Here is a 22,618-nt window from a genome sequence, read left to right as displayed (position 1 = left end):
GGTCCTACGGCGTCACGCGCCGTGCTCCGCCCCGCCGGTCGCCGAAGGCCAGTTGGCAAGCAGGAAGTGAAGGGCCTCGACCGCACGCTCCCAGGACACCTGCACGGAGCGCGGCGCGCCGAAGCCGCCGTCGGCCTCCAGGGAGGTGAACCCGTGGAAGGTGCTGCGCAGCAGCCGTACCGCGTCCGTGAGGTCGGGTTCGGTCAGGCCGTACGCGCGCAGCATGGCCGAGGTGGTCGCAATGGTCCGGTGGTACGCGGGCGCTTCGGCGACGACGGCGGGGTCGACGCGCATCCGTGTCGCCTCGTAGCGGCCCGGGCACTCCAGCGCGAACGACCGGTAGGCGTCGGCGAAGGCGATCAGTGCGTCCTTCCCGGCCCGGCCGGCCACGGCCGCCTCGATCCGGTCGATGAACTCGGCGGCGGCGAGCAGCGCCACGCGGGTGCGCAGGTCCTGGAGGTTCTTGACGTGGGAGTAGAGGCTGGCGTCCTTGACGCCGAAGCCGCGGGCCAGCGCGGAGAGAGTGACCTTGCCGAAGCCGATGGAATCGGCCAGGTCGGCAGCAGCCGCCACGACCCGGTCGGTCGTGAGCCCCGCACGGACCATCCCCGCCCCCACCCTGTACTGCCTCAGGGCTGCCCCTAGGACCTTTAGCTTCTCTCCGAATATACACAGGCGGGCGGTCCGGCCGAGAACGCCGCAGGCCCGCGGTGGCCACGTCGTTCCGTGGCCACCGCGGGCCTGTGCACCGTGCCGACAGCGGGGAGTGGGACGGCACGGCGTGCATGGCCCGGTCGGAGTCGGCACTCCCCGTCGAGCGCGGTACAGCGGTCCGGGTCCGTCCGGTCCGACGCGACCGGGCGGGAGGCCGGGCAGACGTTCTCGTTGGCGCCCTGAGCACACCGACAGGCAGTGTGCGCCTGGTCCGAGGCGTTCCGGGCGGACCGGGAGAGCGCTCTCCCGGGCATGGTCAGTCTCGCGCCGCCGTTGAGCGAGTGTCAAGCCCTGGTGAACCACGGCCTCGGCACCGTCTGTTGGCGTTGGCCCGCGGAACGTCCGCCCCGGCACGCCCGAGCGGCAAGGACAGGGCCGCCGGGGCCGAGACGGTGCGACGCGAACGGTTGCGACCGGCCCGCTCGTGCGCCGAGCACAGCCTCGGGGCCGTCGAACGAGCTCCAAGTGGCGAAGTCGCCCGCCGTCCGGATACTGAACAGGCCGTCCCCGGCCCCGCTATCCATACTGGACATCGCAGCACTCCGGGCCCCGCCCCAGCCTCCACCGGCCCGGTCTCCCCGTTTCCCCGAGATCGCAGGAGCAGACAGATGAGCGGCACTGCACAGATCGGCGTCACCGGACTCGCGGTGATGGGCCGCAACCTGGCCCGCAACTTCGCCCGCAACGGCTACACGGTCGCGGTGCACAACCGCACGTCGGCGAAGACGGACGCCCTGGTGAAGGAGTTCGGTGACGAAGGCACCTTCGTCACCGCGCACACGCCGGAGGAGTTCGTCGCGGCACTCGAACGGCCGCGCCGACTGGTCGTCATGGTGAAGGCGGGCGAACCGACGGATGCGGTCATCCAGGAATTCGCCCCGTTGCTGGACGAGGGGGATGTCATCATCGACGGCGGCAACGCCCACTTCGAGGACACCCGGCGCCGCGAGAAGGAGCTGCGCGAGCGCGGCGTCCACTTCGTCGGCGCGGGCATCTCGGGCGGTGAGGAGGGCGCGCTGAACGGACCCAGCATCATGCCGGGCGGCAGCAAGGAGTCCTACGACTCCCTCGGACCGATGCTGGAGAAGATCTCCGCGAAGGCCAAGGACGGCGCCCCGTGCGTGGCGCACATCGGGCCCGACGGCGCCGGCCACTTCGTGAAGATGACCCACAACGGCATCGAGTACGCGGACATGCAGCTCATCGGCGAGGCGTACCAGCTGCTCCGCGACGTGGCCGGGTACTCCCCCGCGCAGATCGCGGAGACCTTCCGCACCTGGAACACCGGACGCCTGGACTCGTACCTCATCGAGATCACCGCAGAGGTGCTCTCGCATGTGGATGCGGTGACCGGAAAGCCCTTCGTGGATGTCGTGCTCGACCAGGCGGAACAGAAGGGAACCGGCCGCTGGACCGTGCAGATCGCCCTCGACCTGGGCGTTCCCGTCTCCGGAATCGCCGAGGCCGTCTTCGCCCGCTCCGTGTCCGGTCACGCCTCGCTCCGTGATGCCTCACGCCACCTCGCCGGACCGGCCGCCCGCCCGCTCGGCAAGGACGAGGCGGCAGCATTCGCCGACCAGGTCGAACAGGCGCTGTACGCCTCGAAGATCGTCGCCTACACCCAGGGCTTCCACGAGATCGCGGCCGGCAGCGAGCGATACGACTGGAACGTCGACCTCGGGAAGGTCGCCTCGATCTGGCGCGGCGGATGCATCATCCGGGCCGCGTTCCTCGACAGGATCACCGACGCGTACGAAGCCCAGCCCCAGCTGCCGAGCCTCCTCTCCGACAAGAGCTTCGCCGAGGAGATCGCTGCCGCACAGGACGGCTGGCGCACCGTGGTGGCCACCGCCGTCACCCAGGGGGTGCCCACCCCCGCGTTCGCCGCGACGCTCGCCTACTACGACTCCCTGCGCGCCGAGCGCCTCCCCGCTGCCCTCACCCAGGGCCAGCGCGACTACTTCGGCGCACACACCTACCACCGCGTCGACCGCGACGGCGTCTTCCACACGCTCTGGGGCGGCGACAAGACCGAAGTCGAAAGCTGACCGGCGTCCCCGGCCCCGCGTCGCGGCACCTGCCGGAAGCGACGAGGGGCCGGGGTTCGGGGCGGACGTCCTCCGGGTCCTTCGTGCAAGTGGAGGACCCGTGAGAAGCCCCCGGCTCAGCCCTCTCGCGAGACCCGTGGCCCGGCCCCCGGATGGGGGTCTCCGACGCGGATCCGCCGTTCCGGCCGAGGGCGGACCCGTACCGCTACATCCCTCCCCTGCGCACGCCGCCCAGCTTCGCGTCCAAGGTGATCGCCGCGTCGATCAGGGCCAAGTGAGTGAAGGCCTGCGGGAAGTTGCCCAACTGCCGCCCCGTCAGACCGATCTCCTCGGAGTAGAGGCCCAGATGGTTGGCGTAGGTGAGCATCTTCTCCAGCACGAGCCTCGCCTGGTCGGTACGTCCGGCCCGCGCCAGAGCATCGACGTACATGAACGTGCACAGGGAGAAGGTCCCTTCGGAGCCCCGCAGCCCGTCCGGTGACGCCTCCGGGTTGTAGCGGTAGACCAGACTGTCGCTGACCAGCTCGTGCTCCATCGCGTCCAGCGTGGATGCCCACATCGGATCGTCGGGCGTGATGAAGCCGACCGTCGGCATACGCAGCAGCGAGGAGTCGAGCACATCGTCGCCGTAGTGCTGGACGAAGGCCCGCTTGTTCGGATCCCATCCCCGCCTGAACACCTGCGCGTAGATCTCGTCCCGCGCTTCCACCCAGCGACCGCGGGCGGCGGGGCGGCCGTCGTCGTAGGCGATCCGAATGGCACGGTCGAAGGCCACCCAGGACATCACACGCCCGTAGGTGAAGTCCTTGCGGCCGCCACGGGTCTCCCAGAGCCCTTCACCGGGGCGGTCCCAGTTCTCGACCAGCCAGTCGAGAAGGGTGTGGAGCGCCGTCCAGCCCCTGTGGTCGAGGTGCATCCCGTGCTGGTGCGCGAAATAGATGCTGTCGAGGGCCTCGCCGTAGATGTCCAGCTGTCGCTGGGTCGCTGCTCCGTTGCCGATGCGGACCGGGGCGGAACCGCAGTACCCCTCCCAATGGTCCAGGGACTCCTCGACCATGTCGGAGGAGCCGTCGACGCGGTACATGATGTTCAGCGGCCCGGCACCGTCTCCTTGGCCGGCCTCCTCCTTCACGCGGTCGTGCAGCCAGCTGTTGAACGCCGCCGCCTCCTCCTTGAAACCCATGCCGAGCAGGGCGTACACGGAGAACGACGCGTCACGGATCCAGGTGAACCGGTAGTCCCAGTTCCGCTCTCCGCCCAGTTGCTCGGGCAGCGCCGTGGTGGGGGCGGCGACCAGAGCGCCCGTCGGCGCGTAGGTCATGAGCTTCAGAGTCACGGCTGACCGCTCCACCGCTTCCCGCCAACGCCCCGTGTAGGTGGACTGGCTGAGCCACGAGCGCCAGAAGTGAGCACACTCGTCGAAGAGCCGCTCGAACTCCGCTTCCCCGACTTCGTGCGGCGGCCCTCCGGGAGAGGACTCCATGATCAGCCCGCGCTGCTGCCCCGCGCGCAGGTTCACGGTGAAGCGCAGATCGTTGTCACCCGGGCGAACGGTCAGCAACCGCTCGTCCTGCGGCTCACGGACGGCATGGACGGCAAGGTCCATGTCCCGCGAAGCGAACCGAGCACCATGCTCCGTGATGTGCAACTCGTGCGGCTGACGACCGTAGTCGAAGCGCGGAGCGATCTCGCCCTCGAACGTGATGCTGCCGCGGACACAGCGCAGCATGCGGACCAAACGGTGTCGATCGGTGGCGGCCGTGCCGGTCACCGGCATGAAGTCGACCACCTCGCCGGCTCCGGCTTCCGTCATGAACCGCGTCACCAGCACGGCGGTGTCCGGGTGGTACAGCTGCTTCGTCGTGTAGGTCTCCGCAGCCGGCCTGACGGTGAAGTGGCCACCCCGCTCTCGGTCGAGCAGGGCGCCGAAGACACTGGGGGAATCGAAACGCGGACAGCAGAACCAGTCGATCGTCGCGTCGGTGCTCACGAGGGCGGCGGTCTGCAGATCACCGATCAGGCCGTGGTCCTCGATCAGGGGGTATTCATCCATCTTGATCCCCTTTCGACCCCGAATGACAATCCTAGGCCAGTGAGCACGCTCCAGCCTGGCGGAGCCATATCGCGAGGTCGCGGCGAGGGCTCCGATTTCGGTGATCGAGGAATGCACCTCCCAAGGCCTTCCGGCCGCCGCGGCCTTTCTCCCAGTATCTGCTGCCCTGCCGCGCTTCCCCCTGGAGAAGAGCGTCCTCGAAACGGCCGCGACAGCGGGCCTCTCGATGAACGAAGCCTCACTACCGCGCCTCGGTGTGTCCCGCCCGGAGCCAGGCTTCGGAACTGTTTGAATCGTCGCATGACGATGCGCGACGACGCGGCCCTCTTCGGTAATCGGTTTCTCACCGCACCCGCTCCCTCGGATCACTTCCCCGAGGGAGGCATGGCCGCGACGGACGCAATGAGGCTCGTGGACGTGGATCTCGCCATGGAAGGCGACCCGCAACGCAACCTCGCCACGTTCGTCACCACTTGGATGGAGCCGGAGGCGCAACGGCTCATTGCCGAGAACCTCCACCGCAATTTTATCGACCATGCGGAATACCCCATTTCCGCCGAGATCGAGCAGCGTTGCGTGCGCATGCTCGCCGATCTCTTCCACGCGCCCGGCAGAACGACCGGCTGCCGTACCCAGGGCTCGTCCGAGGCGATCATGCTCGGCGCGCTGTCGCTGAAGTGGAAGTGGCGCGAGAGGCGCGAGGCTGCCCATCTCTCGGCAGACCGGCCCAACTTGGTCTTCGGCGGCGACGTCCACGTCGTATGGGAGAAGTTCTGCCGCTACTTCGACGTCGAGCCCCGGATCGTGCCGCTTTCCGAGGGCAAGTACACGATCGGCCCGGAGGACGTCGAGCCCCACCTCGACGAGAACACGATCGGAGTCGTAGCAGTTCTCGGCACCACGTTCACCGGGCACAAGGACGACGTCGTCGGAATCGACAAACTCCTGCGCGACGTACGCAAGGAGCGGGACCTCGACATCCCGATCCATGTCGACGGCGCCAGCGGCGCATTCGTGTGGCCCTTCCTCTACCCGGATTCGAAATGGGACTTTCAGCTTGAGCAGGTCCGTTCGATCAACGTCTCGGGGCACAAATACGGTCTGGTCTACCCCGGGATCGGCTGGCTGATCTTCCGTGAGGAGTCCGACCTTGCCAAGGACCTTGTGTTCTACGAGAATTATCTGGGCAAGACCGACGCGACGTTCACACTGAACTTTTCCACCGGCGCGTCGATGGTGCTCGCGCAGTACTACAACTTCGTGCGGCTCGGCCGACAGGGCTACACCTATGTCATGAAGGTGATGCAGGAGAACGCCCAAGCGCTGGCGGACAACCTGCGTAGCAGTGGCCGCTTCGAAGTGATCGGCAGCGACCTCGAACAGCTGCCCCTGGTTGCTTTCCGGCTCGCCGGCGAACACCCCTACGACGAGTCCGACGTCGCCTGGCAGCTCTCGGCCGAGCGCGGATGGATGGTGCCAGCCTATACCCTCCCGCCGAACGCGGAGCGGGTGAAGATCATGCGTGCCCTGGTCAAGGAAACCTTGAGCCGCGAGCAGATCGATCGCCTGAGCCAGGACATTTCCGATGCGTGTCGCACCCTGGACGGCAAGGGTGCGACCCACGGAATCGAGCGGGCCCAGGTCAAGCGCGGTACCGGCTACTGACGCACAGCCGCCCTTGTGGCACCTGCCGTCCCGCTCCGGAGCGTCCTCGCCACCCTCGCCCTCTTCGGACCGTGAGCCGCCCGTCGGTTCCCCGGGCCGCGGGCGGTCGACAGCGGTGTTGCGCTCGCGTCGAGGACGGAACGTCGGCGCCGGCAAGCAGCTTGCCCGGGTTCCGGCTCTTTGCGACCGGCAAGTCCTTGCCATGGGCGCGGACTTGCCGCCTTCAGGCCTTCACGTCGTACGCAGCCGGCCGGTAGACCCATGCCATGTCCTCCCCCTCTCAGTCATCCGCCTTCCGGCGCAGACGCTGGCAGCTGATCTCGGCCGCCACCGCGGTCCCGCTCCTGGAGTCGGTGCTCGCCATTCCGCAAGCGCCCGCACTGGCCGCTCCGAGCAGGCCCACCGTCCCCGCCAGGCCCTCGGCAACCCACAAGGTCACCCTGGTCACCGGCGGCGTCGTCACCGTCACCACGTCGGCCGACGGCAAACAGACCGCCGACGTCGACCGGCCTGACACGGCCGTCGGCGGAGTAAAGGTCCAGTCGGTCAAAGGTGACCTCTTCGTCATACCGGACGAGGCGGCACCGCTGTCGGGCACGGGCAGGCTCGACCGCCGGCTGTTCAACGTCACCGATCTGATCGAGATGGAGTACGACGACGCGAAGGTGGCCGCGGTGCCACTGATCGCGACGTAGGCCCAGTCGAAGTCCCGCTCGGCCGCGGAACCGGCGGCCCCTCGCGGCAGCAGAACGACCCGCAGGCTCAAGGGCATCCACGGCGCCGCGCTCAGCACCGACAAGCAGGAGGCCCGCACCTTCTGGAACACCGTCGCACCGCAAGGCAGCGCGAAGCTGGGCGCGGGGGTGACCAAGCTGTGGCTCGACGGTCGTGTGAAGGCCGGCCTGAAGGACAGCGTGCCGCTGATCGGCGCGCCCGAGGCGTGGGCGGCCGGGTACACCGGCAAGGGCGTCAAGGTCGCCGTGCTCGACACCGGCATCGACGTCAACCACCCCGACTTCGCCGGTCTGATCGACGGCACGGTCAGCTTCGTGCCCGGTGAGGGCGTCACCGACGTCAACGGGCGCGGCACCCATGTGGCCAGTACGATCGTCGGTTCGGGCGCGGCCTCCGGAGGCGACAACAGGGGCGTCGCCCCGGGCGCCGACCTGTTCGTGGGCAAGGTGCTCAGTGGCGCGGAGCTATAGCCAGGACTCCTGGTTCATGGCGGGCATGCAGTGGGCCGCCGAGTCCGGTGCGGACGTTGTCAACATGAGCCTCGGCGACACCTACCCGACGGACGGCAGCGACCCGATGTCGCAGACGGTCGACGCGCTGTCCGCGCAGTACGGCACGTTGTTCGTCATCGCCGCCGGGAACGCCGGCCCGGAGAGCGTCTCCGCACCGGGCGCGGCCTCCTCGGCGCTGACCGTGGCAGCCACGGACACGCAGGACCAGCTCGCCCCCTTCTCCAGCACCGGTCCGCTGGCCTACTCCGGCGGCATGAAGCCTGACATCGCGGCGCCCGGCGTGGACATCACCGCGGCCCGCTCGCAGGAGATGACCGACGGCGGCGAGGGCCTCTACCGCACCCTCAGCGGCACCTCGATGGCCACCCCGCACCTGGCCGGCGCGGCTGCGGTCCTGGCGCAGCAGCACCCGGACCCATGGCCATCGGCCGCGGCGTGCACTTCCGGGTGGTGCTGGACCGGGCCGTGCTGGCAGAGCCGGGCATCATCGCCGACGCGATCGAATCACTGCGCAACGGCGTGGAACTGCGTGTCGCCGACGGGTTGCCGATGAAACTCGTGCTGGCCGACGCCGACCTCGGCCTCGTCCCACTCGCCGTCACACCGGCTGGAGTCCCTGGCGCCGTGTGCTGCACCGCAGCGGCCTGCTGGATGCGCTGGACGCCTTGTTCGAGACCGTATGGCGCACCGCGCACCCGCTCGAACTCTCGGGCTCCGGCGGGGAAGCCGAACCCACCGTCGAACGCGGCCCGGAAGGCCCGACCGACCTCGACCGGAGGTTCCTCGCCCTGCTGCTGGCAGGCCTGACCGACCCGACAGCCGCAACGCAACTCGGACTCTCGCCGCGCACGTTGCACCGACGCCTGCGCCGCCTCATGGATATCGCCGGAGTCCGGACCCGGATGCAGCTCGGCGGCCACGCCGTCCGGCACGGCTGGGTGGAGTCCCGCTGAGTGGTGCTCAGGCCCCCGGCGCGGGGAGCAGTGAGGCGGACTCCGGGGTGTCCGGAGGTCGGGTCACCGGCTACCGATCGGGCCGGCACGTTCCGCCCACACCCTGGCTGTCGGCGGTCTGCGCGGTGGAACGGCGAGCCGCGTCGGGGAACGCCCGTTCCACCGATTCCCGCAGGAGATCCGCTTCTGCCCGGATCGCCGAATGATGGATGGGCGGCAGGCTGTCGAGCAGTGCGTCGAACAGCCGGCGCAGCCGTCGGCAGACCTGCACGGATGTTGCCCCGTAGTCGCGGATCTCGGAGACAGCGAGCTGAAGGCAGGCCTCCCACGATCTCCCCCGCAGCACGAGCCGCGGTCTCCCGTCGGCCCCGGCCAGCACGTACCGTCCGGGAAGCGGGGACTGGCCGACCACGGTGAGGAACGATTCGATGTGGTTGAGGACCTGTACGGCGGTGGTGGGGTCGTTGACAGCGGGAGAGAGCGCGCGGATGGCGATGTCCACCAGCACCCGCAGAGCGAAGGCCGGGTCCTGTTCGATCGTCCGCTCCGGACCGAGCGCGACGAGGCCGGTGACGTGGCGGCTGTCGGGCACGGACGTGCCGCCACGGACCTCGACGAGGACGGCGCCTCGGGGGACGTAATCGCCGATCACATGGGGCACCGAGAGCACACAGTCATGGCGCGCGGCGACAGACAAGAGGCCCGTCGTGTGGAGGGCCTGGATGGCACCGCCCTCCCTCGCGCGGACCACGGCCACCGGTCCGCCCGGTTCCACGGCTTCACCGCTGTCCGGCGCCGAGGCCCTGACCCTTCCGGCTCCGCGTTCGAAGACGTCCTCCCCCATGCGGCCGACGAGATCGGCGATGGCGACCGGCCTGAGGTTGTGCGTGAAGCGGTTGAGGTAGACGAGCAGCAGCAACAGGCTGACTGCCACGGCGCCGCCGGCGAGGGTGACGCCCAGGTCCGGCACCGAGTTCGACTCGATACTGCGCAGCAGCGAGAAGGCGAACGCGAATGTGCCGGTGAACGTGGCCAGCACGGTCTTCTGCAGCCGGTCCCTGTACCAAAGCCGCATGTACCTCGGGGACAGTGTTCCCGTGGCCTGCTGAATCACGAGGACACCGATGGTCACCACGAATCCCAGAAGGGCGATCATCGCTCCGACGATGGAGCTCAGAACTCCACTGGCCGTGGTCGCCGAATAGCGCCATCCACTGGGCGGCCAGTCCGAACTGTCAGCGTTGATGGCCAATTCGGCCAGGACGACTCCCAGCACGAGGCCGATCAGCGGCATGATCCACAGGCTCGCTTTCGCGTACTGCCGCAGTCGGAATGCCGAGGACCAGGACATCATGGTGCGCATCCGGCACCCCTTCCTCCGGCCGGCCGGCTCTCCGGCGGCGCGGCGCGGCCCACGTCCTTGCGGCCGGCTCCGTCCTGGTGCAGCCGCTCCACCGTCCGGTGAGCGGCGCATGGACGAGCAGGCCTCATCGCTCGGTGCCGATGGTCAGCAGCACAACGCTGTCGTCTTCGCCCGGGGCGACCCGCCGCCTCTCGGTGACGGGTTCCAGCCGCAGGTCCTCATGTACCACGAAGAGGGTCTCGCTCCCCGGCGGCCGTGGGGCGGAGGCAGGCTGGACCAGGAACCGCGCGCCCGCCTCGTACCGCGCAGCCAACGCGTGGCGGACGAGCGACCTGCCGAAGAGGATGTCCCCGCCGGTGTAGGGAGCCACGACTCCGTGGCTGTCATGGGGAGGCCCGACCCGGTAGACGGGCCCTTCGACGCTGTCCTGCATCACGACCGACGCGAGCGCGTTGAAGTCGTCGTCGTCCGTGGCCAGGAACACCGCAGTCACTCCTTCCAGCCGGGCCCCCGGGTTGGTGGCCGTAGCCAGCAGATCACCCGTGGCGAGTGCGATACCCGCGTCCGCAATCCGCTGCCGCTCCTGCGCGAGGCCGGCCCACATCAGCAGGTCGAGGCCGGCTGATCGCAGGCTCCTTCCCAGATCCACCACCCATGGTTCACCGCCCACGAGCAGGATCCGGGTGCCGACAGGTCTGACGACGCCCAGCCTTCTGGCGACCGGTGCCGCGGTCAGCGCGTACAGAAGGACGGTTCCGACGATCACCAGGAACGTGACGGGAAGGATCCTGGCGGCCCCGTCGACTCCCCTGTCGACGAGGTTCGCGGAGAAGGCGGTAGCTGTGGCCGCGGCGACGATCCCGCGAGGGGCCATCCAGCCCACGAAGGCCCTCTCGCCCATGGACAGACCGGAGCCCGCGGTAGATACGTAGGCCACGAGAGGCCGCACCACGAGGACCAGGACGGCGATGAGGGCGAGGGCCGGGAGGAGGACGGGCACGAGGGAGGCCGGCGTGACGGTGGCGGAGATCGAGATGAACAGCACGCCGATGATCAACTGCGCCAGCGTCTCGAAGAAGGGGCGCCGTGCCGGCATGTCGAAACCCTTGAGGTTGGTGACGGCAAGACCCGTGACAATGGCGGCGATGAGTCCCGTGTCGTCCCTGATGATGTCGGCGCCGGCGGACACCGCGATCACGGTGGCCAACTGCGCCAGCGTCCCGAGCGTCTCGCCGAGTCGCAACATGCGAAGGGTCAGCCAGAGCAGCGCCGCCCCTACGGCCCCGCCGATCAGCCCCACAGCCAGGCTGAGGGCGAACTGGCCGAGTTGGTAGCCCCGGCCGATGTCGACCCGGTGGGTGGAGGCGATGGCGTGGAAGACGAGCGCGCCCAGGATGCCACCGATCGGGTCAGTGAGCGTCCCTTCCCAGATGAGGATGCGGCGCGCCTTGTCCGTAGGCCGTACGACGTCGAGGATGGGGCCCACGACCGTGGGGCCGGAGACGACCAGGATCACGCCGAGCATCGCGGCGACCTTGAGAGGCATGTCGAACATCGCCGGCGCCACGGCCGAGGTGACCAGGAAGGTGACGATCACTCCGAGCAGCAGCAGCCGTCCCACGATCCACCGTGTGCGGCCGGTGAGCTTGCGCAGGTTGAGCCCGAGACCGGCGTCGTACAGGATCACCGCCACGGACATGGACACGAGGACGTCGAAGTTCTGCCCCATCACCTTGTCGGGGTGAACGACGTCCGTCAGCGCGCCCGCTGTGAACCCCGCGGGCAGCAGAATGATGAGAGCGGGCACGCGCAGCTTGCTCGCAAGGATCTGCGACCCGGTGGCGAGGATCAGGGTGAGTGTGATTCCGAGGTAGATCTCGTCGTCCGTCACAGCAACTCCTTTCGGCTGAGACCTGGCGTGATGGGACCGTGCTGACGATCAGGCGGGGCCGGCCCCGCCGCCGCTTTCGGGATCACCGCCCCGGCGCAGATCGGCCTCGCTGAGCTCTTCGAGATCGCCTCTGGTGTCGAGCCAGTACAGGAAGACGACGGCCGGGACCACGATCACCAGCGCCACCAGGGTGACGAACGCCAGCCAGGTCAGCGTGGTCGATGCGCCGGCGCCTTCGGCGACGGTCATCGAGGGCGGGAGGAGGTACGGGCGCTGGGCCATGCCCCAGGCGAGGACCGCGCAGGCGACGGCTCCAACGGCCGATGCGCGGGCCCAGCCTCCCGGTCTCCGCACAAGCAGCCACGCCGCGGTGACGGAGGCGGCTCCGGCGGCGATGCCGAAGGCCAGTCCCGCCCCGTGGGTGAGCCCGTGCCATATGTGCGGTGCGTCGTCGCGGGTGACGAACAGGGTGATCACCACCAGCACGACGAGCCCGGTGAGGCTCAGCAACCCGCGCCGCCGGAAGTAGGCGACCAGGTCGGGAGAGTCGAAGCGGCGGGCATCCCCCGTCAGGAAGACGGCTCCCAGAAAGGCCGTCGCCGCGACGGCCAGCAGGCCGAACATGAGGGAGGTGGGGTTGGCCCAGGCGTCCGTGGACGCCTGGGTACCGGGCTGCACGCGGCCTGACGCGACCCCGCCCACGGCGGCGCCGAGGAAGAACGGCGTCACGACCGAGGACAGGGCGAACACCGCACCGTAGAGCCGCCGCTCGGTGAGCCGGCGGACGACCTTTCGGAAGGCGAAGCCGCCACCACGCAGGACCAGGCCGACGGCGGCCAGCGCCAGTGGCAGCCACATCGCGGAGAACACGGCCTGGAAGAGCGTGGGGAAGCCGGTCCACATGATGACGAAGACGAAGATCAACCAGACGTTGTTGACCTCCCATACGGGCGCCATCGCGTGATCGATGAGCCATCGCGGCCGCCTGCCGCGTTCGCTGCCTCCCGCTGTCAGATCCCAGAAGCCGGCCCCGTAGTCCGTACCGCCCGCACAGGTGTACGCGGCAATGGCCAGCAGCAGTACGACTGCCATCAGGTCGGCCGTCACGGCCGGTCACTCCGGGACGAGGCCACGCCGCTGCCGTCACCTGCGGGGACAGCCGCACGAGGTCCATACGGACTGTCCGTCTCCGGATCGTCCGCAGTCCGTCCGGTGGCCTGCTGCGCGTCGGCGAGCCGCCAGCGGGTCCGCAGTTTGAGCAGGACGGCGAGGAGCGAGCCGAAGATGAACAGATAGACGACGATCACCAGGCCGAACATGGTCCACAGTGCGGTCGAGTGCGTCGACGTGACTGCCTCGGCGACGCGCATGTTCTGGTAGACGATCCAGGGCTGCCGCCCCACCTCGGTCGCGACCCAGCCGCACTCGACAGCCACCACCGCCCCCGGACCGGCGCAGGCCGCACTGCGGTAGAACCACTTGGAATCGGGAAGTCTGCGGTGCCGCAGCCAGACCAGGCCGTACCAGAGCGCGAGGAGCACCAGGGCGGAGCCGATGAGGACCATGATGTCGAAGGCCCAGTGCGCGATCGTCGCCTGGACGGCTGTCGGCCGTTGGTCCGCCGGGACGGAGGTGAGCCCGACGACCTCGGTGTCCGCGCTGAAGCCGGCCAGGAAGGAGTCGAGCAGCGGAACCCTGATACCGCCCGAGATGGAACCGTCGGTGTGAAGGCGGCCGAACAGGTACTCCGGTACGCGGGTGTCGGTCTTCCAGACGATCTCCATGGCCGCGAACTTCACGGGCTGCTTGTGGAACACCGACCGGGCGATGGAGTCGCCCAGGACGAACTGCACCGGGGTCACCACCGCGGCGATGGTGAACGGAACAGCGAAGCCGAGCCGGTGGTAGCGGTCACGGCGTCCCCTCAGTCGGCCGACCGCGTAGACGCCGGCCACCATGTAGCCCGCGGTCAGCAGCATGGCCACGACGAAGTGCCAGTACTGCGGCCCGAACATCGGCGTGAAGATCGCCTTCCAGATGTTCACGTCCACCGGCTTTCCGCCGGCGTCGAGGGAGAAGCCACGCGGTGTGTTCATCCACGAATTGGCCGCCAAAATGCCGAACGCCCCCAACAGTGCCGCCGCCGGAAGCGGCAGCCCGAGCAGGAAGTGCGTCCGGGGCTTCAGCCGCCGCCATCCGTACAGATAGATGGCGATGAGGACCGCTTCGAGGAAGAACGCCCAGGCCTCGACCCCGAAACCGATCCCGAAGACATCACCCCACCGGCCCATCATCCCCGGCCAGAGCAGACCGAATTCGAAGGAGAGCACCGTGCCGGTGACGACACCCACGGCGAACTGGACCGCCATGACCGCCGACCAGCGCCGCGCCAGCAGAAGGGCTGTCGCGTCCTTGTGGCGCAGCCCGCGGTAGTGCATGACCAGGGTGATCAGGGGGAGGGCAACGCCCAAGGGGACCAGGATGATGTGGGACGCCAGGGTGAAGGCCATGAGCTCCCGGGCCGGCAGGAGTTGGTCCGGAGCGGTCGCCAGCAGGTGGACCGAGGTATGCATAACCGCCTTCACTGCTTTTCGGGGCCTGCGAAAGGGGTCAGCCGCCGGTGGCGAACCCGGGGAAGAGCGTCATTCCGCCGTCGACGTAGAGAGTTGTCCCCACGACGTAGTCCATGAGGTCGGACGCGAGAAGCACCACGGCGTGGGCGATGTCCTCGGGGTCGCCGATCCGGTCGTAGGGGATCAGGCGCAGCAGGGCCTCCCGGGCCGCCAGCGTCTCCCACGCACTGCGGTTGATGGGGGTCTTGATCGCCCCTGGGGCAACGGCGTTCACCCGGATCTTCTCCGGTGCGAGCTCCTGGGCCAGCGTCTCCATCATCATCTGCACGCCGCCCTTGGAGGAGGCGTAGTTCACGTGCCCGGCCCAGGGAATGAGCTGGTGCACCGAGCTCATACAGATGATCTTCCCGGCCGCGCGGGACACCTCCGGGACCACCCCTCGCCGGCGGAACTCCTTGGCCGCCTCCCGTGCGCACAGGAACTGGCCCGTGAGGTTGACGTCGAGGACCTTCTGCCACTGGGCGAGAGTCATGTCGGTGAACTTGGCATCCCGCTGCATACCGGCATTGGCCACCACGATGTCGAGGGTCCCGAAGTCCCGGACCGTGCGGTCCACCATCGCGATCACCTGGGTCTCCTGCGACACGTCGGCCTCGTGGGCCACCGCGCGCACCCCGAACGAGGCGATCTCCTCGACCACTTCCTCGGCGGTGTCACGGCCGCTCACGTAGTTGACCACGACGTCGGCGCCGGCCCGGCCCAGTCCGATGGCAGTGGCCTTGCCGATGCCAGAATTGGCTCCGGTCACCAGTGCTGTCTGACCTTTCAGCAAGTTGGCCGGCAGAACACCCCGCGCTGCCTCGCCGTGGGAATCCACGATGCCTTGTCTCCTCGCTGCGCCGTTCCGGTCCGCCGGGCCGCTGCCGGGCAGACGGCGATCACGTAATCACCGGACGAGCGCGGCGGGAGCCCCGGCGGAACCGTGTTGAGCCATTGAGCGCAACGGCTTCCCCCGCTCAGCCCAGCCGTGGCGCCTGGTACTCGGCTCACGGGCTCGCGCCGGTGGCCGTCGATCCGCAGGGCACATCCGCCGGCAGTGCGCACGGCAGACCGCCCCGCCGTGCGAGGAAGAATCCCGGAGGGCCCGCACCCGGTCATGAGGACTGCCATCCCGTGAGGCCCCATCGAAGGACGTGGGTCTCACCCTGCTCCAGTACGTCGGGTCCCGCGTCGCTGCGAAAGGCATCCGGCGGACATGACATGGGCTCTACCGCGACGCCCCGGCGGCGTTCGGTCTCCGCAAGCGTGTCGCCCGTGTAGATCTGCACGTATCGAGTGCCCTCGCCGAGCCGGACGTCCACTCCGTGAGCCCCTGAGGGGTGCTCCAGCCGTACGACAGCCACTTCGCCGTCGGCGCGGTCGAGGCTGAAGGCGGTGTCCAGCCGTCGGGAGCCGATGGAGCGAGCCGTGCGGAAGTCGAAGTCCGAACCCTCGACCGGTTCCCGGCCGATCGGCAGGCCCCGCTCGTCCGTGAGGAAGCGGGCCCGTGCGGGCACTGTCAGCACAACCGTGTCGACCGGTCCGGTGCCGAGCGTGAGATACGGATGCTGCCCCACACCATAGGGAGCGGGTCCGTCACCCACGTTGGTCGCCGAAACCATGACGTCGAGGCCGGCGGGTCCCAGCCGGTACTCGGCGGTCACGTCCAGCATGAAGGGATAGCCCGGTTGCGGACGGAGCACCGTACCCAGCCGCAGCGATTGGGCGCTTCGGGCCTGCAACTGCCACGGGACCCAGCGGACCAGGCCGTGAATGGCATTGCCCTGCTCGGGTTCGGTGAGCGGGAGTTGCAGGTCGGCGCCGTCGAAGCGGTAGCGGCCTTCACCGATACGGTTGGGCCAGGGGACGAGCAGTTGCCCTCTCCCGCCGGTGATGGGGGCATCGGCTGCGAAGCCGTCCAGCAGGGTCCGCCCGTCCACTTCGTAGTGGCGCAGGGCCGCGCCCAGTTGGACCACGACGGCCTGCTGCCCCCGCCACCTCAGGGTCCATTGATCGCCTGTCGGGCTGGCGGGAGTCACGGTGGACGAGGCCGGGGGGCCCGCGGCGCGCCCATGGGGCTCCCGGCCATCTGCCGGGGCGTCGTGAAGCAGAAGCGAGGCCAGCGCGGCCACGATCGCCTCCGGCGGCTGATCGATCTCCACCACCACTGGATACTCGTCCGGTTCCGGTTCCTCCAGAGCGGCAATCTGACTGTCCAGCAGGCTCACCGGGAAGAAGTGGCCTCGCCTGTCCGACAGCCGGGAGCGAATCAGCTCCGGTGAGCCATGCAGATACACCAGACGCACTTCAGGCCTTCCGCGCAGCAGCCGGTCCCGATAGCCGCGCTTGAGGGCGGAGCAGGTGACGACAGCCGGCCGGCCCGCGGCGTTCTCGTGGTCCAGCCATGCGGAAATGGCATCCAGCCAGGGCTCGCGATCGTTGTCCGTGAGAGCCTGACCGGCTGCCATCTCGGCGCGGGCCGTTGCGGAGTGGAACTCGTCCGCGTCCCGGTACGACCAGCCGAGCCGCTCGGCAAGAAGCCGGCCCACTGTGGTCTTGCCGGAGCCGGACATACCGACGATCAGTACGGAGCGGGGCGGCGGTCCGCAGGCCTCGTCACGGGCGGCGTCTGTCGACATGCCGGACGTCAGCCCCTCCGAGCCATGGGGGCCGTGCGCACGGCCCGGACGTGGTCCTCGGCGAACGCCGGGATACCTGCGAGCAACAGCATCATCACGCCGCCGAAGACCACCGGAACAGCGGCGCAAAGTGCCGTGCGGTCGCTTGTCATGCAGGTCCTTCCGTGTCACGCCGGCGGTGCGGCGGTGTCCCCAATCTCGGCCACGATGCCCGGTGGCGCATCTCGGGTGGGAGGGAGTCGGGCCGGTCGGAGGTGGGCGCGGGCTGATCCGGCGAGGGCGGCCGGCTTCAGCCGATGCTCTTGAGCAGTTCGTCGGCGAGCGGGCCGGCCGATGCCGGGTTCTGGCCGGTCACCAGATTGCGGTCGACGACCACGTGCGGGGTCCACGGCTCGCCCTCCTGGAAGTCGGTGCCGACCTCCACGAGGCGGTCCTGAAGCAGCCACTCGGCTTGGTCGGCGAAGCCTGCCTGGCTCTCCTCGGCGTTGGTGAAACCGGTGAGCCGGTACCCGGCGAACGCGTTGGTGCCGTCGTCCTTCGTGGCGGCCAGCATGGCCGCCGGAGCATGACAGACGACGCCGAGCGGCATACCCGACTCCAGCGCCCTGGTCAGCAGCCTGCCGGAGTCGGCGTTCACCGCCAGATCCTCCATCGGGCCGTGCCCGCCCGGGTAGAACACCGCCGCGTAGTCCGCCGGGTCCACGTCCTCCAGCTTCAGCGGATGCCGGAGCTCGGCCATGCCCGCGACGGACGCCGCCATCTTGTCGGCGTTCTCCTGGCCGTCGTTGAACTCGGGGGCCAGACTCCCCCGGTCCACGGTCGGCACCACTCCACCGGGGGTGGCGACGACGATTTCGTGTCCGGCAGCCCGGAAGCGCTCGTACGGGGCGACGACCTCCTCCGCCCAGAAGCCGGTCGGGTGCGCGGTGCCGTCGGCCAGCGTCCAGTGGTCGGACCCGGTCACAACGAAAAGGATCTTTGCCATGTCACATCTTTCGGCGGGCCGGGGCGCTCTGCACCCGGAAGGGCTACGCGCTCCGGCGGCCCGGATCCGGACCGCCGTCACGCCGACGGATCCGACGGTACGGCCACGCACTCACCAGGCCCCGCACGGATCGCGAGCAGAGCGGCAGGGAATCCCATGGGATGACGGGAATGAGGCAGACGGCTGCCACCGGCGCGGCGGACCCCAGCCGGCCGCCGGTCCCCCACGCCGGCCCGGTCCGGTCCAGTCCGAGCTCACGCAGCGTCCGCACCAGCTGAAGACGCGCCACGGCGTCCGGCCCGTAGCGGCGGTGGCCGGCCGCGGTGCGGCCGTCCGGCGGCACGATCCCGCGGTCCGAGTACGAGCGGACGGTCCTGACCGTGAGTCCCGTCAGCCGGGCCAGCTCGCCGATCGAGAGATGCGTGTCGCCGTTCATGTGCCCACTCTGGTGTCTCCCCCGGGGGGAGACACAAGCCGGTCCGCCGACGGTCCGGCACCGGCCGCCCGGTTCCGGCCGCTGAGATCCGGCGTCGTCGGCGCGCCCGTCGCCCGGACGGGTGACCCCACGTGCGGCGCTGCCCGGGGTGTGGGTAAGTGGCAGCGGGCCCCGCTCGCCGCAACTGCGCCGGGGCTGTGTTCCACCGTGTCGTACCGCCGAGCCAGCTCATGGAGCCGCCGCATGCCCGAGATCACCGAGCAACCGGCCCCGGCGCAGCCCGTCGTCGCACCGCTGACCAGTGCGGCACTGATCCTGGTCGCCACGATCGAGCCCGGTGGTGAGCCCATCGTCCTCGAGGCGCTGCCGGATCTGGCGGCCTTCGCCCGCTCCATCGGCTTCCGCTATCCGGATGCCGGGCTGGTGTGCGTGACCGGGTTCGGCTCCGACGCCTGGGACCGGCTGTTCTCGGGCCCGCGCCCGGCCTCGCTGCACCCGTTCCAGGAACTGCACGGCGCCCGCCACCACGCCCCCGCCACCCCGGGCGATCTGCTGTTCCATATCCGGGCCGAGCGGATGGACGTCTGCTGGGAGTGGGCGTCACAGCTGCTGGACCGGCTGGGCGGGGCGGTCAGGGTCGTCGACGAGACGCACGGGTTCCGGTACCTCGATCACCGGGATCTGCTCGGGTTCGTCGACGGCACCGAGAACCCGGTGGGTGACGACGCCCGCTCGGCGGCACTCGTGGGGGACGAGGACCCCGCGTTCGCGGGCGGCAGCTACGTCGTCGTACAGAAGTACCTGCATGACCTGACCTCGTGGAACGCGTTGACGACCGAGGAGCAGGAACGGGTGATCGGGCGGACCAAGTTCACCGACGTCGAGCTCGCCGACGACGTCAAGCCCGCCGACTCGCATGTCGCGCTGAACACCATCACCGATCCGGACGGCACGGAGCGCGACATCCTGCGCGCCAACATGCCGTTCGGGAACTTCGGGCAGGGCGAGTTCGGCACGTACTTCATCGGCTTCGCCGCAGACCCGGACGTCACCGAACGGATGCTGCGCAACATGTTCCTCGGCGACCCGCCCGGCACCCACGACCGCATCCTCGACTTCTCGACCGCGGTCACCGGCACGCTCTTCCACGCCCCCGGCGCCGACTTCCTCGGCGCCCCGCCTCCGCCCCCCGCCTCCGCCGAGGCCGCGCCGCAGCCGGAGCCGGCGTCCGCGCCTGTGGCGCGGGCCGTGGTCACGCCGGTGGCCAGGGACGGTTCGCTGCGCATCGGCAGCCTGCAAGAAAGCGCCCAGAGATGAACAACCTCCATCGCGAACTCGCCCCTGTCCCCCAGGCCGCCTGGGACCAGATCGAAGAGGAGGCCCGGCGCACCTTCAGCCGCCATCTGGCCGGCCGCCGCGTCATCGACGTCAGTGGTCCGGAAGGGCCTCAGCTGGCTGCGGTCGGCGACGGCCATCTGCGCGACATCGATCCGCCCACCCCGGACGTCGTCGCCCGCGCCCGTACCTCGATGCCGGTCATCGAGTGGCGGGTGCCGTTCACCGTGACGCGGGCGGCCGTCGACGATGTCGAGCGCGGCTCTGACGACAGTGACTGGCAGCCCGTCAAGGACGCGGCCCGGACCTGTGCGTTCGCCGAGGACATGGCGATCATCGACGGCTACGCCGCGGCCGGGATCGCGGGTCTGCGGGACGGCTCGTCGCACAGCGCACTGCCGTTGCCCGCCGATGCGCGCGACTATCCGGCCACGGTGAGCCAGGCACTGACCCGGCTCCGTCTTGCCGGCGTGGACGGGCCGTACCGGCTGCTTCTGGGCGCGGACGCGTTCACGGAGGCGACCGAGACGTCCGACCACGGCTATCCCGTCTCCACGCACCTGGCCCGGCTGCTGGACGACCAGATCCTGTGGGCCCCCGCCGTCGCGGGCGGGGTGCTCCTGTCCACCCGGGGCGGCGACTTCGAACTGTGCCTGGGCGAGGATCTGTCCATCGGCTACCAGGACCACGACGCGACCGACATCCGGCTGTACTTCCACCAGTCGTTCACGTTCCGGATGCTGACCCCGGAGGCCGTGGTCCCGATCATCGCCTGAGCGGTGGCGGGTCCCGCGGAAATGCCCGCAGAACCCGCCGCTCGTATGCTCGGCTGCCATGACGAGCCGTACGCCCGCTTCACCGGAGCCCTTGGTCGCGCTGCGCGAGGTCCTGGCCTTCGACGATTGCGCGACCCTGCGGGCGGTGCTGGTCCCGGCGGGCCTCGACGTGGGGGTACGGGGTGTGGCGGTCGGCGACGAGGGTGCCGCGCGGCCGTTCGACGGCTGCCTCGTGCTGGTGGTGGGTATGCCGGCCTCTTCCGCAGAGGCCGCCGGCCCGGTGCGCGAGGCTGCCGGCCGCGGCGCGTCGGGCGTGGTGCTGCGCGACACGCAGGGGGCGGCCGTCGCCCCCGAGGTGCTGGCCGCCGCCGAGGAGACGGGGGTCGCTCTGCTGACCCGTGCGGAGTGGACCGACTGGGCGGACACCGCAGCGTTGTTGCGGTCCGCGCTGGCCTGCGCACGGGCGGGCCTCGACGACGGGGGGCCGGGCATCACGGCCGGTGGCGCGGAGAGCCTGTCGGCGCTGGCCGCGGCGGTCGCCGAGTACACGGGGGGATCGATCACCATCGAGGACACGCGGTTCCGGGTACTGGCCCACTCCGCCACCGGCCCGGAGGCGGACGGGCTGCGCCGGTCGACGATCCTGGGCGGCCGGGTCCCGCAATGGCGGGTCGCCGAGCTGCGCCGGAGCGGGATGCTGCGGGCCCTGTGGACATCGCGGGACGTGATCCACCGGGCCGCGGACGCGGACGGCCCTGAGCGCCTGATCATCGCGGTCCGCGGCGGCCCCGAGGTACTCGGCTCCATCTGGGCCGCCGCGGACGGGCGCGCCCTGTCCCCGCACGCCGCCGAGGCGCTGCGCCGGGCAGCGGAGGTCGCCGCGCCCCTTCTGGTGCGGCACCGGCTGAGCGAGAGCGGAGCGGCGCGCCGCCGGGAGGTCGCCCTGCGCGGTCTGCTGCACGGGGACGGGGACGCCCGTACCCACGCGTGGTCCCTGGGGCTCTCGCCCGATGCGGCCTGCGCGGTGGTCGTCGTCGAACGGCATGGTACGGGCCCGGCCGTGGGGGACCGCACGCTCGATGTGCTCGCGCTGCACGCCGTGTCCTACCGTCCTTCGGTGCAGGTGCTGCGCGACCATGACCGGCTGCTCGCGCTGCTGCCCGTCGGCACGGGGCACGAGCGCGACGCGCTGCGCCTGGCCCGGGAGCTCGCCGAGCTGGCCCCGTCGCTGCCCGGTGGCAACCCGGTCCTGGCCGGTGCCGGGCCGGTGGCCGCCACCGCGCTGGGGGTACGTGCCTCGTGCGAGGAGGCCGCGCTGATCGTACGGGTGCTGCGCGAGCGCGTGGCCCGCGACGACGGGGCGGGTGCGGACAGGTACGCGGACGCTGCGGCCGTCGGTCCCTCGCTGGACATCGCGCGGATTCTGGACGCGGTCCGGCCGGTGTGGGAAGCGGGCGGTGGGCCGGTGCACGAGCTGGTGCGGGCCGATCTGGCGTCGGGCGGTGAGCTGGTCCGTACGCTGGCCGCCTATCTCGACGCGTCGGGCGATGTGGCGCGGGCGGCGGCCCGGCTGGTGGTGCACCCCAACACGTTGCGGTACCGGCTGCGGCGCGCCCGGGAACGGTTCGGCGTGGATCTGGACGACCGCGACACCCGGCTGCTCATCACGCTCGCCGTCCGCCTCACCGGCTAAGGGCTGTCCCGTAATCCCTGGTGGATCGGCGCGCGGCGTCGGATGCGGTGCATCGCAAGGCGGAGGGGCGTCCGCATACTGGAGGTATGCGGACGTTCCGACAACGGAGGGGGTCCCCCATGCCGTTGAGGCTACGGGGGAGAGGTGCCGTAGCTGTCGTCGTGCGCCCGCCAGGGATTACGGGACAGCGCTTAGGTTGGCCGTGGTC

19 protein-coding genes and 1 pseudogene are annotated in these 22,618 nt (G+C 70.0%); 9 read left to right on the top strand and 11 right to left on the bottom strand.

Features of this window, described 5'->3' with window-relative positions:
* Positions 1-12: 12 nt before the first annotated feature.
* Positions 13-606 carry a TetR-like C-terminal domain-containing protein gene (locus tag ACGFZA_RS19970; protein ID WP_393680655.1) on the bottom strand — a complete coding sequence of 198 codons (594 nt, stop codon included), beginning with the start codon at positions 604-606 and terminating at the stop codon, positions 13-15.
* Positions 607-1,322: 716 nt separating this feature from the next.
* Between ACGFZA_RS19970 and gndA the strand changes: the two genes are divergently transcribed.
* Positions 1,323-2,762 carry an NADP-dependent phosphogluconate dehydrogenase gene (gene gndA / locus ACGFZA_RS19965; RefSeq protein ID WP_393680652.1) on the top strand — a complete coding sequence of 480 codons (1,440 nt, stop codon included), beginning with the start codon at positions 1,323-1,325 and terminating at the stop codon, positions 2,760-2,762.
* A gap of 205 nt (positions 2,763-2,967) precedes the next feature.
* On the opposite strand, the gene ACGFZA_RS19960 is transcribed toward gndA, so the two are convergent.
* Complete coding sequence (locus tag ACGFZA_RS19960; protein WP_393680650.1) at positions 2,968-4,815, bottom strand: glycoside hydrolase family 15 protein; 1,848 nt, start codon at positions 4,813-4,815, stop codon at positions 2,968-2,970.
* A 300-nt stretch (positions 4,816-5,115) separates the two neighbouring features.
* Between ACGFZA_RS19960 and ACGFZA_RS19955 the strand changes: the two genes are divergently transcribed.
* The 5 genes from ACGFZA_RS19955 (at position 5,116) to ACGFZA_RS19935 (ending at position 8,680) form a co-directional block, all read left to right on the top strand.
* Entirely contained in the window at positions 5,116-6,480 is a 1,365-nt protein-coding gene (locus ACGFZA_RS19955; protein WP_393680648.1) for a glutamate decarboxylase, read from the top strand.
* Positions 6,481-6,746: 266 nt separating this feature from the next.
* Positions 6,747-7,175: a hypothetical protein gene (locus tag ACGFZA_RS19950; RefSeq protein WP_393680646.1), complete on the top strand. Its 429-nt coding sequence runs from the start codon at positions 6,747-6,749 to the stop codon at positions 7,173-7,175.
* Between the two features lie 168 nt (positions 7,176-7,343).
* Positions 7,344-7,685 carry a S8 family serine peptidase gene (locus tag ACGFZA_RS19945; RefSeq protein WP_393680644.1) on the top strand — a complete coding sequence of 114 codons (342 nt, stop codon included), beginning with the start codon at positions 7,344-7,346 and terminating at the stop codon, positions 7,683-7,685.
* Positions 7,669-8,280, top strand: coding sequence for a S8 family serine peptidase (locus ACGFZA_RS19940; RefSeq protein ID WP_393680642.1), 612 nt, complete (start codon positions 7,669-7,671; stop codon positions 8,278-8,280). Before ACGFZA_RS19945 ends, ACGFZA_RS19940 begins: the two co-directional genes overlap by 17 nt.
* A gap of 73 nt (positions 8,281-8,353) precedes the next feature.
* Complete coding sequence (locus ACGFZA_RS19935) at positions 8,354-8,680, top strand: hypothetical protein (protein ID WP_393680640.1); 327 nt, start codon at positions 8,354-8,356, stop codon at positions 8,678-8,680.
* Positions 8,681-8,750: 70 nt separating this feature from the next.
* Here the strand turns inward: ACGFZA_RS19935 and ACGFZA_RS19930 are convergent, their stop codons facing one another.
* From ACGFZA_RS19930 to ACGFZA_RS19890, 9 genes and pseudogenes are all read right to left on the bottom strand, one after another.
* A complete protein-coding gene (locus ACGFZA_RS19930; protein WP_393680638.1) occupies positions 8,751-10,043 on the bottom strand; it encodes a DUF2254 domain-containing protein in 1,293 nt (430 codons plus the stop codon).
* 124 nt (positions 10,044-10,167) lie between these two features.
* Positions 10,168-11,934: a cation:proton antiporter gene (locus ACGFZA_RS19925; RefSeq protein WP_393680636.1), complete on the bottom strand. Its 1,767-nt coding sequence runs from the start codon at positions 11,932-11,934 to the stop codon at positions 10,168-10,170.
* A gap of 48 nt (positions 11,935-11,982) precedes the next feature.
* Entirely contained in the window at positions 11,983-13,041 is a 1,059-nt protein-coding gene (locus ACGFZA_RS19920; protein ID WP_393680634.1) for a cytochrome d ubiquinol oxidase subunit II, read from the bottom strand.
* Positions 13,038-14,507 (bottom strand): cytochrome ubiquinol oxidase subunit I, encoded by a 1,470-nt coding sequence (locus tag ACGFZA_RS19915; RefSeq protein ID WP_393680632.1) that lies wholly within the window; start codon positions 14,505-14,507, stop codon positions 13,038-13,040. The genes ACGFZA_RS19920 and ACGFZA_RS19915 overlap by 4 nt, the downstream gene beginning before the upstream one ends.
* A gap of 37 nt (positions 14,508-14,544) precedes the next feature.
* A complete protein-coding gene (locus tag ACGFZA_RS19910; protein ID WP_393681336.1) occupies positions 14,545-15,339 on the bottom strand; it encodes an SDR family oxidoreductase in 795 nt (264 codons plus the stop codon).
* 322 nt (positions 15,340-15,661) lie between these two features.
* On the bottom strand, positions 15,662-17,185 hold the full coding sequence (locus tag ACGFZA_RS19905; RefSeq protein ID WP_393680630.1) for a gluconokinase, GntK/IdnK-type: 1,524 nt from the start codon (positions 17,183-17,185) through the stop codon (positions 15,662-15,664).
* Between the two features lie 8 nt (positions 17,186-17,193).
* Positions 17,194-17,337, bottom strand: a complete 144-nt coding sequence (locus ACGFZA_RS19900; RefSeq protein ID WP_393680628.1) for a hypothetical protein — start codon at positions 17,335-17,337, stop codon at positions 17,194-17,196.
* A gap of 137 nt (positions 17,338-17,474) precedes the next feature.
* Positions 17,475-18,170 (bottom strand): type 1 glutamine amidotransferase domain-containing protein, encoded by a 696-nt coding sequence (locus ACGFZA_RS19895; protein ID WP_393680626.1) that lies wholly within the window; start codon positions 18,168-18,170, stop codon positions 17,475-17,477.
* A gap of 244 nt (positions 18,171-18,414) precedes the next feature.
* A pseudogene (locus ACGFZA_RS19890) lies at positions 18,415-18,606 on the bottom strand (MerR family transcriptional regulator); the annotation flags it as partial.
* Between the two features lie 243 nt (positions 18,607-18,849).
* Here ACGFZA_RS19890 and ACGFZA_RS19885 point away from each other — a divergent pair.
* Genes ACGFZA_RS19885 through ACGFZA_RS19875 form a run of 3 tightly spaced genes read left to right on the top strand, consistent with a single transcriptional unit; the run spans position 18,850 to position 22,410 of the window.
* A complete protein-coding gene (locus tag ACGFZA_RS19885) occupies positions 18,850-19,923 on the top strand; it encodes a Dyp-type peroxidase (protein WP_393680624.1) in 1,074 nt (357 codons plus the stop codon).
* Complete coding sequence (locus ACGFZA_RS19880) at positions 19,920-20,717, top strand: family 1 encapsulin nanocompartment shell protein (RefSeq protein WP_393680622.1); 798 nt, start codon at positions 19,920-19,922, stop codon at positions 20,715-20,717. The genes ACGFZA_RS19885 and ACGFZA_RS19880 overlap by 4 nt, the downstream gene beginning before the upstream one ends.
* Positions 20,718-20,775: 58 nt before the next feature.
* Positions 20,776-22,410 (top strand): PucR family transcriptional regulator, encoded by a 1,635-nt coding sequence (locus tag ACGFZA_RS19875; RefSeq protein ID WP_393680620.1) that lies wholly within the window; start codon positions 20,776-20,778, stop codon positions 22,408-22,410.
* The last annotated feature ends 208 nt before the right edge of the window (positions 22,411-22,618 follow it).

The organism is Streptomyces sp. NPDC048211 (assembly GCF_043202315.1).
GTDB lineage: Bacteria > Actinomycetota > Actinomycetes > Streptomycetales > Streptomycetaceae > Streptomyces.
The sequence above is the reverse complement of the archived record's forward strand: the minus strand, read 5'-3'. Positions and strand labels throughout refer to the sequence as shown.